Genomic DNA, 17,806 nt, shown 5'->3' with positions numbered 1-17,806 from the left:
GGCAATTTCCTAATGAAAATGTCCTACCCGAACACCGAAGGTATATGTTCGTGGACGTGTAGGGCCATAGATATAGTCCGAATCCCGTAATGCACCTTTGTCAAAATCCTTTTGAAAGGCGTTGAACATATTCTGTACACCACCAAAGAACTCGATACTAAAATCCTTATGTACAGGCAGAGTATATCCCAAGCGTAGGTTCAATTCAACAAAATCTCTTGCATTTTTTAAGGTCATAATATCTTGCTGGATATGTGGCACAATCATTTTACCTGTATATACTCCTGTCAGATCGACTGCAAATCGTTTGGTCGCTTTTAGGTTTGTGTTCATATAACCGTAGATATTGGGTGTCCGGACATATTTCTTTGTCCAGATATCATGGGTATCCTCTTTGCCTTCATAGATCAGCTGATCTTTTTTATAACGCGAGCGTTGGATTGTTCCTCCGGTCTGGAAGGAAAGCCAGGATGAAGGGGCAATATTGATTTCGATGTTAGAACCATATACACGTGCTCCTTCGCCATTCTGCATCTCTTGAATGATCAGTCCGTCTTTTTCTGAAGCCATAACATTCACAAATTGATTGTTGAGGTCCGTGTAGAAGCCTTCGACAAGAAAGCTTGTCTGTACATTTCCAAAATTCTTGTTGTAACTGAAGGAACCCGTATAAGCATTGGAATATTCGGTTTTTAAGTTCTCGCCAATCAGGACAAAAACCTGATTACCTCCGATAGAGGTGACGTGCATATCTTCATTAAAGGCCTGTGGAGCCCGAAATCCACGTGCATATCCACCTCTGAATTGGAGGTCTTTTGTCAGATCATACAGCACGGTTAAACGTGGGCTGAAAGTTCCGAAACGTTGATCCGAATTCCGATCTATGCCTGCAAGACTGTATTTGCCATCGACATAGGTGTAGTCGTAACGGGCACCGATCAGCGTTTTTAATGTCGCAAAAGGTTTCCATTCATATTGTGCATAAGTTCCTAATCCTTTGTTTTGCTGATCGATAGTGCGTTTGTATCCGGGTATTTCATCCTGTGTATCATTGTATGAAAACTCTACGCCAGCAGTAAATACATCCTTTTCAAAATTGTAGGTGTATTGACTTCCAACAACTAACGCAATGTCGTTTGTCTTTCCATACGAATTGGATGCAAGCGTACTGTCAGCGAGTGTGGTTCCGCCGCCAAGACCGCCATAATAGCTGTTCCGTGCGGTTTTCTGAACGGAACCGTAAGCCGACAGTTTGTGTTTGTAATCTTCGGAATAATGATCGTAGGTGATTCCCCCGACAATGGAGCTGGTTTGCAATTGCTCTGTGATCTGAGTCAGGTGGGGCGCTTTATCAAGCTGATCTCCACCCCGACGGAATTCATTGACCGTGCTGAAATCAATGGTAATTTTATCCAGATCGCTCGGTTTGTAAAACACCTTGGTGCCAAACGTAGTATTCCGAAGCTTGGTGATCTCAGAAAATCCATCGCCATTAGCGTCATAAGATTCCCTATTACGGTGCATGCCATAAAATGTTGCACCGGTTTTTAAGTCCTCCGCCACAAGAGAAGTATTGAAGTCTACGGTATTGTCCCAGCTTTTGCCGCCGATCAATGAATTGGTGGATTTTACCTGCCAGTCATTCTCGACGGGATCTTTCGTAATGATATTGATAGTTCCGGCGATGGCATTGGCACCGAATAGTGCTGAGCCGCCACTACGGACAACTTCGATCCTGTCAATCATGCTGGTCGGGATCTGATCCAATCCATAGACACTGTTTAATGCCGAAAAAACAGCTCTACTGTTGATTAATATCTGTGAATATGGACCTTCAAGACCATTGAGCCTAACCTGCGAAAAACCACAATTTTGACAGTTATTTTCCACCCGAACACCGGGTTGATAATTTAATGTCTCTGACATTGCGACGGATTGTGTCGCATTGAATAGTTTTGGACCAATGACATTGACCACAACCGGTGCATCCTTACGTTTGACACCGTAACGGGTAGCCGAAACGACAACCTCGTCGAGATTAAGATTGTCTTCGTCGAGCTGGACCTGAAGCGGTGATTTTAAGGTGTCCAAACTGATCACTTTTGTCAGTGAGCGATAACCTACAGCGGAAATATTTAAAGTTACTTTGGGCGTAGTCAGGTTATTGAATTTAAAGTGTCCATCAGCATCTGATGTTGTGGCTGATTTGCTGTTCTTTATGGTCAATGTGCCAGAAGCAATGGCTTCACGGTTTTTATTGAATAAATATCCCTCCAGAGGTGATTGTGCGTATATGGTGGATGTGCCGGCTATTAGTGTAGCCAGCAACGTATATTGCTTTAGCATTTTTATAAGATTGAGTATGGAGTACTTCGTTTTGAGATCTTAATCCTAAAAGCTTATAATCTTTTATATTGCATACTTTTCGCTATAGACAGGGGTGATGCTAATTTTAGAATCTTGCCTGTCAGCTGTATCATATAACATTGACTATATAACTTAGTCTTAAGATGTACTAAGATCTTTGGACTGCAGATCCCTCACCTGCAGCCAATCTACCGTTTTCTTTTAATCATTAAATATGAACAGGTGCAACAGTGGGCAACCCACGATCTTGATCAATTTTTCGATTCTGGAAATAAAGCAACTGACAAATGCCGGCGGCATTGCCTGATGTTATTTCACGGTACGTTTGATTAAAAAAAATAAATGTTTTTATGCTAAGCGGGGAGGTCCTCGGAGGTAATAGGGACTAGTTGAAATACGGGCAACTTCTGGACAGATCGAAGAGTAACTTGTTGTCTGAATTTCCTTTGGTGCTGGAAGCTCGAGAACGATGAATTCCGTCTGAACATATGTGTTTTGATAGATGACATTCAGATAATCGATCTGGTCATCGGTTTCCTGAGGCTTTTCTTTCTTTGTAAAATCATACGGGTGCGTGTGCATCACGATTTCCCCAGTCGATTTTACCTCTTTGTGCATAAAAACAACACCAGAAATAATAATCAGCGACATCAAAGCCAATTGGAATGATGCGATAAGCTGACGCAGGTTTCTTGTTGTTTTTAATTCCATAAAAAAGCGCTACTTGATAAAGTAACGCTTCAAAAATACGATTTTTATTTAGCAGTAGGTGTGTCTACTGGATAAAATTATTATTAAGTATTGGAGTCGCTAGTTCGATACTATCTGATCAAATGATTGTTGTCGTCCGGAAAAACTAAAGAAGGCTGAAACTGCTTAGCCTCCTCAAAGTCCATTGTTGCATAAGAAATAATAATAACGATATCGCCAACCTGTACTAACCGTGCGGCAGCTCCATTTAAACAGATCGTGCCCGATCCGCGCTGTCCGGGAATCACATACGTTTCCAGGCGGGCCCCATTGTTATTATTTACGATCTGAACTTTCTCGTTAGCGATGATATTTGCAGCATCCATCAAATCTTCATCTATCGTGATACTACCCACATAATTCAATTCCGCCTGTGTGACTTTCACGCGGTGAATCTTGGATTTCATTACTTCTATTACCATGGCGCAAAGGTAAAATTTTTTTTATTAAGCTAACGTCATATTATCAATAAGACGAACGCCTTCAACCCAGGCTGTTACCAGTACCACATACTGTTTACTGGCATCAATCCGCTCAACTTCTTTTAAAGAGTTGCTTTCACAGATCGCAAAATATTCGACTGTTACTCCCTTTGTCTGTGTCAAAATAGTAAGGGCTTTCTCTTTAATTTCTTGTAGGTCAATGTTGTCTGCAAGATGATCTTTTACATATTGTAACGAACGCGAAAGTGCGCGGGCTTTTGTTTTTCCTTCTTCGCTCAGGCGCATATTTCTGGAGCTCAAGGCTAAACCGTGTTCATCCCTGATTATTGGGCAGATCGCCAATTGAATTGGAAGATCTTTAATTTCGATCATACGTTTGATGACCATGACCTGCTGAAAATCCTTTTGACCGAAGCAGGCAATATCGGGCTGTACTAGAGTAAACAATTTATAGACTACCTGTGTTACACCCTGAAAATGGCCCGGACGTTTTTCACCTTCCCATATTTGATCCAGTTCGCCAAGGTCAATATGCCAATTTTCGTCTTGATCGGGATACATTTCTTCTACACTTGGCATAAATAAAATGTCACAATCGACGGACTCCAGTAGCCTGATATCATTTTCAATCGGACGTGGATATTTCTCCAGGTCCTTGGGGTCGTTAAACTGCGTAGGGTTGACAAAAATGCTACAAACACGAATATCACTGATGGGTTTGGCATAATCTAATAACGACAAATGCCCTTCATGAAGTGCTCCCATGGTGGGGATCAAGGCTATCTTTTTACCTGCCGAGCGTGCTTTTTGGAGATGTGCTTGGAGGGATGCTTTCGTTTTGAAAATTTCCACTTTGCTGAATAGTTTTTTGTTCGCAAAGTTGCATATTATTTTGGGAATATAAAACGATGATTGATAGTAAATTGCATGGTAAGTATTTTTTTTGTACCTTTGTAGACCGATTTTACTGTTCGAAAATAATAAATAAAAATAACTGGAGATGGCAAAAACGAAGATATTGTTTATTACTCACGAGATGTCGCCTTTCCTCGAATTAACCAAAATTTCTGAAATTACACGTCAACTGCCTCAAGCGATGCAAGAGAAGGGTTTTGAAATCCGAATCTTGATGCCTCGTTTTGGGAATATCAATGAGCGTAGAAATAGATTACATGAGGTGATTCGTCTTTCAGGCTTGAACATTGTTGTGGATAATAATGATAATCCGCTAATTATTAAAGTAGCTTCACTGCCTGCAGCCCGGATGCAGGTGTATTTCTTGGATAACGAGGACTACTTTCAGCGTAAAAAAGTTTTTAGTGATGAGCATGGCGAATTCTTTGCAGACAATAATGAGCGTTCGGTGTTCTTCTGTAAAGGAGCGTTGGAAACTGTTAAGAAATTAGGCTGGTCACCTGATGTAGTACACTGTCATGGATGGTTTTCTGCTTTGGTGCCTGCTTACGTGAAAACAACGTACAAGGATGACCCTACATTTAAGGATGCAAAAGTGATGTATTCTTTGTTTAACGAAGAGTTCAAAGGTACATTGGGTTCAAAGTATGCCGAAATGGCTCCGGAAGGTGCTTTTAAAGCTGAGGATGCGCAAGTGTATGGTGATGGTAGCTATGAAGCAATCTATAAAGGTGCATTGCATTTTACGGATATGGTTGTCGTAGCTGATGAAAATGTCAATACAGAGATTGTTGATTTTGCCAGATCCAAAGATATTCAGGTTTTTGAACCTAACGGTGATCAGGATTACGATGCATTTGGCGAAGTATATGATCAGTTTGCGCCCGAAGAAGTGGAAGTATAGCTCCATCCTGAAAGGTTGAGTAAAACAAACAGACAATAAATTATTAAAAAGGGCTATTTCCGACGAAATAGCCCTTTGTTATTCGGATTATACCGCTATTGGTAGCCAGCAGTTAAAGCAGAAGATCATGTCCGATGCTAAACTCCATTTCAAAATATCAGTACTAAAATGTTATCTTCGTAGCTATAAAAGTATCGTGGTCACAATTTAAGCTTGTGAAGTAAATAAATGGACTAGGTATGAGGCATCTTTTACAGAACAAACAAAGCGAAACGAACTTATTTATTACGTTGAAAAACGTATTCTCATAATTTAATAGTAATCATGAAAATCAAGGTAGGATTTGGGTTTGATGTCCATCAAATAAAGGCGGGGCATCCATTTATTGTTGGAGGAGTACAGTTGGAGCATCATGCAGGAGCTTTTGGTCACTCAGATGCCGATGTGTTGGTCCACGCCATCTGTGATGCTATTTTGGGCGCTGCAAACCTGGAAGACATCGGTTATCACTTCCCCAATACGGATATGCGCTGGAAAGGGATCAGTAGCTTGTTGCTGTTGAAAGAATGTATGAAATTGATTCAGGCAAAAGGATATCAACTTGGCAATATTGATGCGATGCTTTGCCTTGAAGCACCTAAAATCAAGCCTTATATTCCACAGATGAAGGTCAAACTTGCTGAAGCTACAGGTCTGGATGCGGATGATATTTCCATCAAAGCAACCACTAATGAAACAATGGGTTTTATCGGTAGGCAAGAGGGAGTCGTTGCTTATGCTGTCTGTTTGATAGAACGGGTATAATATCCTCATCAACTTGGTAAAAGGAAACATTTTCATGTTTTCATGCAAACTTTTGAATGAATTAGTAATACCTTTGCCATGAAGCATTCTTTGGCACATTATCTGATAGAGTGGACATTAAAATCATATTGAAGTCTATATAAGAGCAAATAGTGAAATATCCAAATAAAAAAAATAGACACGGATCAAAAAACTGGATATTCCATGTAGCCTTAAAAAACAAAATGCAGTACATTCATCAATGCCAATGAAAACAAGCATAAATGAATAATATTTGCACATGAAATTTAGTAAATAGATGAAGCGAGTATCAAAAAAAAATCAACTTACTGAAGGCGATATAAAACGATATACGTTCAATTTTTGGAAGATCATTATCGGTATTGTAGCCTTGGGATTCCTGTTTATATTGAGTATACGCCTTGGACTATTTGGAAAATTGCCTTCGTTTAACGATCTGGAAAATCCAAAAAGCAATTTAGCGTCTGAGGTCATTACGGAGGATCATAAAGTATTAGGGACTTATTATGTACAGAACCGGTCGAATGTTAAATACAGTGAGCTGTCTCCCTATTTGGTCAAAGCATTGGTATCCACAGAGGACAAGCGCTTCTATGACCATTCTGGGATAGATTATTCACGTACCTTTACCGTGATCTTCCATACATTGACCGGCAATAAACAGGGGGGAAGTACCATTACGCAACAGCTGGCGCTGAATCTTTTTTCTGATGGCCGCCAAAAGAACTTTTTAAAACGGGTTATCCAAAAATTTCAAGAGTGGGTGACTGCTGTCCGTCTGGAAAGAAATTATACTAAGGATGAGATTATTACCATGTATTTCAATACGGTGGATTTCGGTGCATATAATACATTTGGGATAAAATCTGCAGCCCGAACTTATTTCAATACCACGCCGGATAAATTAACTGCTGAACAAGCGGCGCTTTTAGTGGGCATGTTGAAAGGTCCGGGAGCTTATTCACCCGTAAGGTATCCTGAGAAGTCAAAAATTCGGCGTAACACTGTATTAAATAATATGGTGGCGGCCAATTTTATTTCTGCCGAAGAAGCATCGAATGCGAAGGAGAAGCCACTCGGACTGGAATTGAAAATCGCAAACTACGGGGAAGGGCTGGCACCTTATTTTAGAGCTGTATTGAAGGATCAGATTAAGAAGGAATTTGCTAATCTTAAGATTGTTAAAGCTGACGGGACACCTTATGACTTGGATCGCGATGGATTAAAGATCTATACGACCATCAATATGTCCATGCAACAGTATGCTGAGGATGCGCAGAAAGAATGGATGAAGCAGTTGCAATCGAAATTTTCAGCGCAGTGGAAAAATAGGGATCCGTTCAAAGGAGATAAAGCGAAACTGCTGATCAGTGGAATGAAACGTTCTGATCGTTATCGGATATTACGCGAAGAGGGATTAAATGACGATCAGATCAAAAAAGCCTTCAATGTGAAAGTTGCGATGAATATTTTCACCTGGAAAGGCAGTAAAGATACCATGATGACGCCAATGGATTCCATTAAATACAACAAGCTAATGCTACGGAATGCCATGATGTCCATGGAACCAAAAACAGGTCATATTAAAGCTTGGGTTGGCGGAATTGATTTTGACCACTTCAAATATGACCAGGTTAAAATGGGAACACGGCAGGTAGGGTCTACGGCTAAGCCATTTACCTACGCAGTGGCTATCGATAACGGTTATTCGCCTTGTTATAGTATTCCTAATTACCAACAAACTTACAACGGTTGGACACCACGCGGAAATGCGCAAGGAGGTAACCCGATTACCCTGGCAAAAGCATTAGCCTATTCCCAAAACTATGCTACGGCTTATCTCGTGCATGAAGTAGGTGCAGCAGAGGTTGCTGCATTAACCAAACGCATGGGAATAACAAGCGATATACCTAATTATCCTTCCATTTCCTTAGGCGCCTACGAAGCATCGGTCTTTGATATGGTCGGCGCTTATTCTGCCTTCGTTAATCAGGGTACCTGGATCGAACCAACAGCGATTTTACGGATAGAAGACAAAAATGGTACACCAATCTATGATAAGGCACCGAAAGTTGTTAAAGCGCTGAATAGCGAGTCCGCTTATATTATTGTTGATATGCTGAAAAAAGTTGTATCTCAGGGTACTGCACGACGTATTCAGTGGAAATACAAGCTCACCAATCCGATCGGTGGTAAAACGGGTACAACCAATGACAATTCTGATGCATGGTTTATCGGTATTACTCCAGAATTGGTTACAGGGGTCTGGACGGGAGCAGAGGATCGCGGAATCAGTTTTGACCGGATGGAATATGGGCAGGGGGCTGCCGCAGCTATGCCAGTCTTTGCTTTCTTTATGCAAAAGGTCTACAAAGATTCAAACTTAAAATATACGAAAGGTGATTTCGAACAACCGCAGGGTGGACTTACCCGCGTTATTGACTGTAATCAGTATTGGGGTGGTGGCGGCTCTGATGTCGAAGACGGATCTACAGACTCAAGCACTAAGGATGAGCCGAAACTAAAGGATGACCGTTTGGGATTTTAATCTTAGTATTGAGTAGTTAGTATTGCGTATTGAGATTCTGGTTGGACAAGCCTGCGGCTTACAAATGGTCTTCATTTTCTTGTTTTGACTTTTCAGATGTGATCATGGAGGCTTTGGTTCGATAGCCCATTTCTTACAAGCTGCCTCCGTTTTTTACTTTTTAATTTTTAGAGTTTTGACATTTGACTATAGAGAAGAATTAAAGAAAATACCTCATCGACCAGGGGTCTATCAGTATTTTGATAAACACGATGAACTGATTTATATCGGTAAGGCGAAAGACCTTCGTAACCGGGTGGGGTCTTATTTTGTCAATGAAAATCAATTGAACGGTAAGACCCGTGTTTTGGTCCGTAAGATCAACCGTATTTCTTTTACTATAGTAGATACCGAAATTGATGCTTGGTTGCTGGAGAATTCATTAATCAAGAAGCATAAGCCAAAATACAATGTCATGCTCAAGGATGACAAGACCTATCCATGGATTGTCATTAAGAATGAACCTTTTCCCAGAGTGTTTTGGACCCGTCAATTCATTAAGGATGGTTCCCGCTATTATGGGCCATACCCTTCTGTCGGTATGATGCATATCGTACTTGATCTGATTCGGGAATTGTTTCCGCTTCGGACATGTAATCTGGCACTTACGCAGGATAATATCCGAAAAGGTAAGTTCAAAATCTGTCTCGAATATCAGATCGGAAACTGCAAGGGCCCCTGCGAAGGCTATCAGTCTGAAGAAGATTACGATCAGAATCTGAGTGACATCAAAGATATTCTGAATGGTAAAATTTCCGTGGTCACCAATAGGTTAAAGGAAAGCATTGCGGCAGCAGCAGCTTCGCTTGATTTTGAACGGGCACAATTGATTAAAGCCAAACTCGATAAACTGGATAATTATCAGAGCAAATCGACCGTGGTCAATTCTTCGATAACCAACGTGGATGTATTTAGTATTGCTTCGGATGAAGGGTATGCCTTTGTCAATTATCTAAAGGTAATGAATGGCGTCATTATTCAGACGCAGACCCTTGAAATGAAACGTCGCTTGGATGAGAGTGAGCAGGAACTCCTGTCTTTGGCCATCCCCGAAATACGTGAACGGTTTAAAAGTCTGTCGCGGGAGATTATTGTGCCGTTTGAACTGGATATTGAGGAAAATGAACGGATACGTTTTACAGTTCCTAAGCTGGGCGAGAAGAAAAAGTTGTTGGAGCTATCCCAAAAAAATGTAGCTTTTTTCAGAAAGGAACGCCTGTTGCAATATGAAAAGCTGAATCCGGATATCCGCACTGAGCGTATTTTAAAACAGATGCAGAAAGATCTCCGCATGAGTGTATTGCCACAACATATTGAGTGTTTTGACAACTCCAATATTCAGGGAAATTATCCTGTATCGGCCATTGTGGTGTTTAAAGATGCAAAGCCTTCCAAAAAGGATTATAGGCATTTTAATGTGAAAACAGTGGAGGGCCCGAATGATTTTGCAACCATGGAGGAGGCTGTTTTTAGACGGTACAGAAGGTTATTGGATGAGGATCAATCCTTGCCGCAATTGATTATTATCGACGGTGGTAAGGGACAGTTAGGTGCTGCATTAAAAAGCTTGCGCTTACTAGGGATAGAACGTAAGGTAACAGTCATCGGTATTGCCAAGCGACTGGAAGAGCTTTTCTATCCCGGGGATCAGTATCCGCTGTATTTAGACAAGAAATCGGAAACGTTAAAGGTCATTCAGCATCTGCGTGATGAGGCCCACCGTTTTGGGATCACCTTTCACCGTAATCAACGTAGCCGAAAGACTTTTGTGTCTGAATTGGAAAATATACCCGGTATCGGGAAAACAACGGTGGAAAGGGTGCTGACCGAATTTAAATCTGTTAAACGAGTGAAGGAAGCTTCGGATGAAGACCTAAAAAAAGTGCTCAATCTGAAGCAGATTAAAGCACTTCGTACATATTTTAGTGAGACAAGTTTGCCAGGCTAGGGCTTCAAAACAAAAATCTCCATATCACATCTGAAGAGTCAAGACAAGAAATTGAAGACAGCTTGTAAGCCATAGGCTTGTACAACCAAATCTCAATACTCAATACGATCTACTCAATACTTGATTAATCGTCGTATCCAAAACGTTTGAGGTAATTCTTTTTGCTCCTCCAGTCAGGAATTACCTTAACGAAAAGTTCCAGGAAAACCTTTCCATCAATAAATTCTTCGATATCCTGGCGTGCATAGGTACCTACTTTTTTGATCATAGCACCCGCTTTACCGATGATAATGTTTTTTTGCGAATCGCGTTCAACAATAATTTCCGCGGCAATACGCGTAATATTTGCTTCTTCTTTGTAGGAAGTAACAATCACTTCTGTACTGTAAGGAATTTCCTTGTCATACAGTTTAAATACTTTTTCACGTATCATCTCGGAGACAAAGAAACGCATGGATTTGTCTGTCAGTTCATCTTTTTCGTAGTAAGCCTCATGGATCGGCAACTTATCTTTGATGTATTGCATGACAGCGGATACATTATGATCCAACTTGGCTGAGATAGCAAAGATTGTGTCCGGATTTAGCTTTTCTTGCCAGAATTCAATTTTGGCCTTTACCTCTTCTTCAGAAGATTTATCTATTTTGTTGATCAGGACGGCTACCGGAGAATTCGTTTTACGCAATTTCTCCAATACGTCATTCTCGTCGTATTTCTCGTGGATATCAGTCACAAATAAAATAATGTCCGCATCAATAAGCGATCCCTGGACAAAGTTCATCATTGATTCCTGTAAAGAATAGTTTGGTTTGATGACGCCCGGTGTGTCGGAAAACACAATTTGATGGTCTTCATCGTTTACAATACCGATAATGCGGTGTCTTGTCGTTTGCGCTTTGGGTGTGATGATAGACATCTTTTCACCTACTAAAGCGTTCATTAGGGTGGACTTACCAGCATTTGGCTTTCCGATGATACTTACGAATCCTGCTTTATGTGACATTTTTCTAAATTTTATTAGGATTACAAAGAAACAAAATATATCTTTGTACTCCAATTCGGAAGGATCATAATCTTGTTTTTTCAAAAGAAAAAAGCAATTTTGTTCAAAAATATATTGCGGGGTGGAGCAGTTGGTAGCTCGTCGGGCTCATAACCCGAAGGTCACTAGTTCGAGTCTGGTCCCCGCTACTAAAGGAAAGATCCGGTTGCAATGACCGGTTCTTTTAAAGAAATCAAAAATACATTGCGGGGTGGAGCAGTTGGTAGCTCGTCGGGCTCATAACCCGAAGGTCACTAGTTCGAGTCTGGTCCCCGCTACTAAAGAGAGAGCCGGTTGCAATGACCGGTTCTTTTAAAGAAATCAAAAATACATTGCGGGGTGGAGCAGTTGGTAGCTCGTCGGGCTCATAACCCGAAGGTCACTAGTTCGAGTCTGGTCCCCGCTACTAAAAAGAGAGCCGGTTGCAATGACCGGTTCTTTTAAAGAAATCAAAAATACATTGCGGGGTGGAGCAGTTGGTAGCTCGTCGGGCTCATAACCCGAAGGTCACTAGTTCGAGTCTGGTCCCCGCTACTAAAAGAAAGAGCCGGTTTGCAATGACCGGTTCTTTTAAAGAAATTAAAAATACATTGCGGGGTGGAGCAGTTGGTAGCTCGTCGGGCTCATAACCCGAAGGTCACTAGTTCGAGTCTGGTCCCCGCTACTAAAGAGAAAGCTGAGGTGATAACCTCGGCTTTTTTCATTTATGCTTCGCTCATTTTAATATTCGACTATTATTTTCTAAAATAAGAGTGGTTTAATTTAGTCTTATCAGTTGAATGCCCCCTCGGATTTGGAGTATACCTTATTCTTTCAAGATCTCAAATAAGAACGGAACATTTTTGTTGCAATAGGATGTTTATGCAATCGTTTGTTTAATTGGCGCAATCGATTTCATGCTGTTGGAATTTTGATATGCCCCTATCTTCTTCTAGTTTTAGCATTCATGTACCTAAATTTTGATTAGCACGCTAATCAATTTTTAAACTAACTATTAGATATTATGATTTCAAAGATTCTCGACAATCACAAGTTGAGTCTGTTATCATTAGCTTTACTCATAACAAGTACACACAACCCAGCTAATGCTAATGGTCTTAAATTTCCAGACCGTAATGTTCTGTTGAACAGTGCTGTTTTTCAGCAAAAAGTAAGTGGAAAAGTACAGTCCGCGGATGGTCCCCTAGCGGGAGCAACCATTAGTGTTAAAGGTACCTCACGTTCTACTTCGGCTGGAGCTGATGGTCAATTTAGCATTGAGGCTAAAAATGGAGACGTTTTAGTGATCAATAGCATCGGTTACAAGACACAGGAAGTGACCGTAATGGGTTCCGTGGTCAGTATCAGCATGGAGTCCAATAGCGAAGCATTGGAAGAGGTTGTTATTGTAGGGTACGGAACGCAACAAAAAAAGGAAAGCTTGACTGGGGCACTTCAGGCGGTCAAAGGCAACAAATTGCGTGACGTGACAACGCCATCCGTAGAAAACATGCTAAACGGCAAAGCCGCTGGTGTATATGTCGCACCAGGAGCGGGAAAACCGGGATCAAACGGTGGGGTTGTCATTCGTGGGCAGGCCACGATAAGCGGGACCACAAGTCCCTTGTGGGTAATTGACGGCGTAATTGTTGGAAGTAGCCCTGGCGATATCAATCCAGATGACATCGAATCGCTAACAATTCTAAAAGACGCAGCTTCAACTTCGATCTACGGGTCGCAAGGCGCAAACGGCGTAGTAGTAGTAACGACTAAAAATCCATCTGCATCAAAAACAAGTATTAGCTTTTCCACAAAAATGGGGATCAACCAACTGACCAATGGTAACATGGAAATGATGGATGGTGCAGAGCTTTACGATTACTTTGCATCATTTTCGAACCCTGAGAAAATTCAATTTACACGCTGGAACCCCGAATTACGCAACAGTAACTTCGATTGGTGGAAATTAGCGATGAAGACCGGATTTGTCCAAAATCATAATGTCTCTATTCAAGGAGGGACGGAAAAATTACAGTCCTATTTGTCATTAGGTTATTATAATGAGGCTGGTGCGGTAAAAGGTTACGACTATGATCGCTATAATTTTAGATTGCGTACGAATTATAAACCATTTGAATGGTTGACTATCAAGCCATCTATCGTTGGTTCCAAGCGTTCAGTTGAAGATCGTCAATATGATGTTGGTGCGATGTACTCCAATTTACCTTGGGACAGTCCGTACGACGCAAATGGTAATCTCGTGCCACACCGTAGTAGCTCATGGGTAAATGCGCAAAGTACCAACTATTTGTATGATCTGCAATGGAACAAGTCCGAAAATTCCAACTACGAGTTTATGGGTAATCTGGATTTTGATGTTAAGTTGACCGATTGGTTGACATTCTCCTCTGTCAATAACTATCGATACATCAGCTACTCGGCGACAGATTACACAGATCCTCGCTCAAATAGTGGCGAAGGTGTGATCGGGCGTATTTCAGAATATCGTAAAGAGTTTACACGCCGTTATACTAACCATATTTTACGTTTCAATAAAACTTGGGATAAGCATAGCTTAAATGGTCTTGTTGCTTATGAATATAATGATTATAAAGATAAATCATTAGATGCCGCTGGTACGGGTATTGTACCTGGATTTGAGGTGCCGGATGTAACGGCAAAACCAGAACGTTTTAAAGGGGGGATTACCGAATGGGCAGTTCAGTCTTTATTATCCAATGCGAATTATGCTTATGATAACAGATATTTGGCTCAAGTGTCCTTTCGCCGCGATGGTGCTTCCAATTTTGGGACAAATGCAAAATATGGAAATTTCTTCTCAATCAGTGGAGGGTGGAACATTAATAAAGAAAGCTGGTTTAACGCGCCATGGGTAGATAACCTGAAGTTAAGAGCTGCTTACGGTTCGGTGGGTAACCGTCCAAGTGATTTGTATCCGCAATATAAGCTTTACTCCGTGAAAATTACGTCAAGTTATGATGGAATCCCTGGAGCATTGATCGATCAACATGCCAACCCTGATCTGACCTGGGAGCGTACATATACAACAGGGGTCGGAGTTGATGCCGCGTTATTCCAAAATAGGGTTCGTCTGAATTTCGACTACTATAATAAGCGTACGGATAATATCTTGTATAATGTTCCGATCAGCAGCTTGACAGGTGTCAACCATGTATGGAAGAATATTGGTGAAATGCAAAACCGTGGAGTCGAATTGACCATCGGTGGTGATATTATTCGGAATAACGATTGGCATTGGAGCGTGGATCTGAATTTAAGCCATAATGTCAATAAGCTGACCGAATTATACACGACAAAGGACGCAAATGGTAATCCCGTATCTAAACCCATCATTGCTGGCGATGATTTGGGAATAGCTGGTTCAGCACAACGTTTGTTTGAACCTGGAAATCCAATTGATACCTATTATTTAAAGGAATGGGCAGGAGTAAATTCCGATAATGGTCTTCCGATGTGGTACAAATATGGAACGGATGCAGATGGAAACGAGACAAGAACGACTACTTCAAATTATTCAGAGGCGACTTTCCGTAAGGCCGGAAAAGGGAATCCTGATCTTTTTGGTGGGTTTAACACGTTCTTGAGCTACAAACAGTTTGATTTAAATGCAGTGTTTGGTTTTTCGCTGGGTGGTAAAATCTATAATTATTCACGCCAGGAGTTTGATTCGGATGGTACATATACCGACCGTAATCAAATGAAACTTCAGGACGGGTGGACACGCTGGGAAAAACCTGGGGACGTCGCTACTCACCCAATAGCAAGATACGACAACCAGGATAAAGGCAACTCACCTTCCACGCGCTTTTTGGAAAGTAATAATTTTTTAAAGATGAGATCTTTGACAGTAGGGTATAACTTTGACCTAAAGAAATATAATGTTAAAAACTTGCGTGTTTTCTTAGCCGGCGAGAATTTATTTACGATTACAAATTATTCAGGAGTTGATCCAGAAATTCCATTAACTGAACCGGATGGAAAAGGTGCCGGTGGTAAGATCGTCAGATCGACAGGAGTTTCGGTGTACCCAATGGTTCGCAAGTTTATGTTTGGCGCGAGCGTAACATTTTAATTTTAACGTTTAGAAAAAGAACAATGAAAAAGATATTAATGGGATTAATGGTCGCTACAGCGGTATCCTCATGTGATATAGACCGGTTACCAAAAAATTCAATGGACGGCGACATGATTGTCAATAATCCAGATGCAATGGTCACTGGGACTTATGCTCAATTAAAACAATGGTCGGATCCAATGCACCGTTTAGGCGAATACGCCGGAGATAACATGATGATCCGTGGGTCATCTACAGATGCTTTTTATGAATTTATCTCCTACGCAAGAACACCGAATAACTACCGTTTGCAAAATTTTTGGGACTATGGCTACAAAGCAATCGCACAGTCTTCCAATATTATTAAGCTTTACGCAGAGGGAGAAAGCGCGGAGATGGATAATAAATTAGGCGAATGTTATTACATCCGTGGAATGATGTATTTTTACCTTTGCCGCGCATTTGGGAAACCGTATTACCAAAGTCCAGAGACAAACCTTGGTGTTCCCATTGTAAACGGTACACCTGATGATGTGATCAATGATTTGAATTTTCCTGACCGCTCTACGGTGAAAGATACTTATGCACAGGCCATCAGTGACTTAAAAAAAGCGGAAGCCTTGATTACGGTCAATAAAGGACATTCCTATGCATCGAAAGAAGCTGCTCAGGCAATGCTCTCCCGTATATACTTGTATATGAGTGGTACTTATAAAAATCCGAATGCTGAATATGCGCGTTTATCGGTAGAATACGCGGATAAAGTGATCAACTCCGGTAAGTACAGTTTATTGGGGCGTGCTCAATTCATGAAGTACAATACATTCAAACCTGAAGATAATGCGGAAACTATTTTTGCGGTGAAACGTGTTGCTACCGAGTTTTCTGGCGATGATCATTACTATGGTATTGGTGGTATGTACTCCAATATCGGGGGTATGGGCTGGGGAGAAATGTATGCTAGTGCAAAATACATTGATCTATTAAATGAGACTGGCCGTAATGACTGGAGACCTGATCGTTATTCCATTGTTGACGCACGTGCCGCCTTTATTGAGCCTACTTATTCCAAAGATGACAAGGGTAAATATTCAACTGTATTTAGATTTGTTAAGCAAGATGTACCAAAGAAAGCTGGTGACCCATTGACGACGAGTTATATGCAGCTTCCTGTGACAATCAATGGCGGTACCGTGACCGTTCGTGAGGTGAAAAAGGTCGATGATAAGGACGTTGTTAAAGACTATACGCTAAAAGCTGTCAATGCGGCACAACAGACCTATTCTATTGCCTATGAGGATGGAAAAACATATGAAGGTGTGATTGACTACTATATTTCGCTGAATCGTGCCTATCCACAATTTTATATCGTAAAGTGTTCACGTGAAGGTGAAGAGTCGCAATTGCATTCACCAGTAATTAGCCGTCTAGGTGAAATTTATTTGAATCGTGCCGAAGCGCAGGCAAAATTAGGCAACTATGGTGCTGCCCTGAATGATCTGAACACCATCAGAAATCGTTCTATTGTCAATGGCGGGTATACATCACTTGATGCAAATAATGCAAGTAAATTAATTGATAAGGAGCGGCAATTGGAGTTGGCATTCCAAGCTGAACGTAGTTATGATGTTTTCCGTAATGGTGAACCGCTAAACAGAACGTATCCAGGGCCGCAAAAGCAGTTTGAAGATATTGCCCCAACTGATTTTAGGGTAACATATTTCATCCCTCAGGATGCCATCAACTCTTATCCGGGGAAATTAACGCAGAATCCAACGTCTAACTAGACGAATATTCATAATTTAAACCCTATAAATGGCTTTACTTCACGGTAAAGCCATTTTTGTTTTTGTGTCTCCATAATCCCTTTTGAATCCGTATCTTTGTACCCTTAACGTGTAATTTAGCATAAAAGTGCCGTCTGCTGTGATAGTAGGTGGATCAAATAAA

The 17,806-nt window shown here is 41.1% G+C and carries 11 protein-coding genes and 5 tRNA genes; 11 read left to right on the top strand and 5 right to left on the bottom strand.

The window, feature by feature from the left end; genetic code table 11:
- Window positions 1–9: 9 nt before the first annotated feature.
- From ABTV71_RS25370 to panC, 4 genes are all read right to left on the bottom strand, one after another.
- The gene (locus tag ABTV71_RS25370) at window positions 10–2,346 is read right to left on the bottom strand and encodes a TonB-dependent receptor (RefSeq protein WP_433901488.1); all 2,337 of its coding nucleotides are present in this window, start codon (window positions 2,344–2,346) and stop codon (window positions 10–12) included.
- A gap of 369 nt (window positions 2,347–2,715) precedes the next feature.
- Window positions 2,716–3,078: a hypothetical protein gene (locus ABTV71_RS25365; RefSeq protein ID WP_433901487.1), complete on the bottom strand. Its 363-nt coding sequence runs from the start codon at window positions 3,076–3,078 to the stop codon at window positions 2,716–2,718.
- 110 nt (window positions 3,079–3,188) lie between these two features.
- Entirely contained in the window at window positions 3,189–3,539 is a 351-nt protein-coding gene (gene panD / locus ABTV71_RS25360; protein ID WP_121120570.1) for an aspartate 1-decarboxylase, read from the bottom strand.
- A gap of 24 nt (window positions 3,540–3,563) precedes the next feature.
- Window positions 3,564–4,412 carry a pantoate--beta-alanine ligase gene (gene panC, locus ABTV71_RS25355; protein WP_433901486.1) on the bottom strand — a complete coding sequence of 283 codons (849 nt, stop codon included), beginning with the start codon at window positions 4,410–4,412 and terminating at the stop codon, window positions 3,564–3,566.
- A gap of 148 nt (window positions 4,413–4,560) precedes the next feature.
- Here panC and ABTV71_RS25350 point away from each other — a divergent pair, with 148 nt between their 5' ends.
- The 4 genes from ABTV71_RS25350 to uvrC all read left to right on the top strand — a co-directional run bounded on the left by ABTV71_RS25350 (window position 4,561) and on the right by uvrC (window position 10,739).
- Window positions 4,561–5,379, top strand: a complete 819-nt coding sequence (locus tag ABTV71_RS25350; protein WP_433901485.1) for a glycogen/starch synthase — start codon at window positions 4,561–4,563, stop codon at window positions 5,377–5,379.
- Between the two features lie 324 nt (window positions 5,380–5,703).
- Entirely contained in the window at window positions 5,704–6,183 is a 480-nt protein-coding gene (ispF, locus tag ABTV71_RS25345) for a 2-C-methyl-D-erythritol 2,4-cyclodiphosphate synthase (protein WP_433901484.1), read from the top strand.
- A gap of 298 nt (window positions 6,184–6,481) precedes the next feature.
- Entirely contained in the window at window positions 6,482–8,752 is a 2,271-nt protein-coding gene (locus ABTV71_RS25340; RefSeq protein ID WP_121120566.1) for a transglycosylase domain-containing protein, read from the top strand.
- A 175-nt stretch (window positions 8,753–8,927) separates the two neighbouring features.
- Window positions 8,928–10,739: an excinuclease ABC subunit UvrC gene (uvrC, locus tag ABTV71_RS25335; protein ID WP_433901483.1), complete on the top strand. Its 1,812-nt coding sequence runs from the start codon at window positions 8,928–8,930 to the stop codon at window positions 10,737–10,739.
- Between the two features lie 124 nt (window positions 10,740–10,863).
- Here uvrC and era read toward each other — a convergent pair whose 3' ends face one another.
- Entirely contained in the window at window positions 10,864–11,742 is an 879-nt protein-coding gene (gene era, locus ABTV71_RS25330; protein ID WP_077437022.1) for a GTPase Era, read from the bottom strand.
- A 115-nt stretch (window positions 11,743–11,857) separates the two neighbouring features.
- Here era and ABTV71_RS25325 point away from each other — a divergent pair.
- The 7 genes from ABTV71_RS25325 to ABTV71_RS25295 all read left to right on the top strand — a co-directional run bounded on the left by ABTV71_RS25325 (window position 11,858) and on the right by ABTV71_RS25295 (window position 17,643).
- Window positions 11,858–11,930, top strand: a tRNA-Met gene (locus ABTV71_RS25325).
- 56 nt (window positions 11,931–11,986) lie between these two features.
- Window positions 11,987–12,059 (top strand) — tRNA-Met (locus ABTV71_RS25320).
- A gap of 55 nt (window positions 12,060–12,114) precedes the next feature.
- A tRNA-Met gene (locus tag ABTV71_RS25315) sits at window positions 12,115–12,187 on the top strand.
- Window positions 12,188–12,242: 55 nt separating this feature from the next.
- Window positions 12,243–12,315, top strand: a tRNA-Met gene (locus tag ABTV71_RS25310).
- Window positions 12,316–12,372: 57 nt separating this feature from the next.
- Window positions 12,373–12,445, top strand: a tRNA-Met gene (locus ABTV71_RS25305).
- A 339-nt stretch (window positions 12,446–12,784) separates the two neighbouring features.
- A complete protein-coding gene (locus tag ABTV71_RS25300) occupies window positions 12,785–15,874 on the top strand; it encodes a SusC/RagA family TonB-linked outer membrane protein (RefSeq protein WP_433901482.1) in 3,090 nt (1,029 codons plus the stop codon).
- Window positions 15,875–15,897: 23 nt separating this feature from the next.
- Complete coding sequence (locus tag ABTV71_RS25295) at window positions 15,898–17,643, top strand: RagB/SusD family nutrient uptake outer membrane protein (protein WP_121120564.1); 1,746 nt, start codon at window positions 15,898–15,900, stop codon at window positions 17,641–17,643.
- Window positions 17,644–17,806: the final 163 nt, after the last annotated feature.

The organism is Sphingobacterium puteale (assembly GCF_050986225.1).
Taxonomy (GTDB): Bacteria; Bacteroidota; Bacteroidia; order Sphingobacteriales; family Sphingobacteriaceae; genus Sphingobacterium; species Sphingobacterium puteale.
This window is presented reverse-complemented; position numbering and strand designations above follow the sequence as displayed.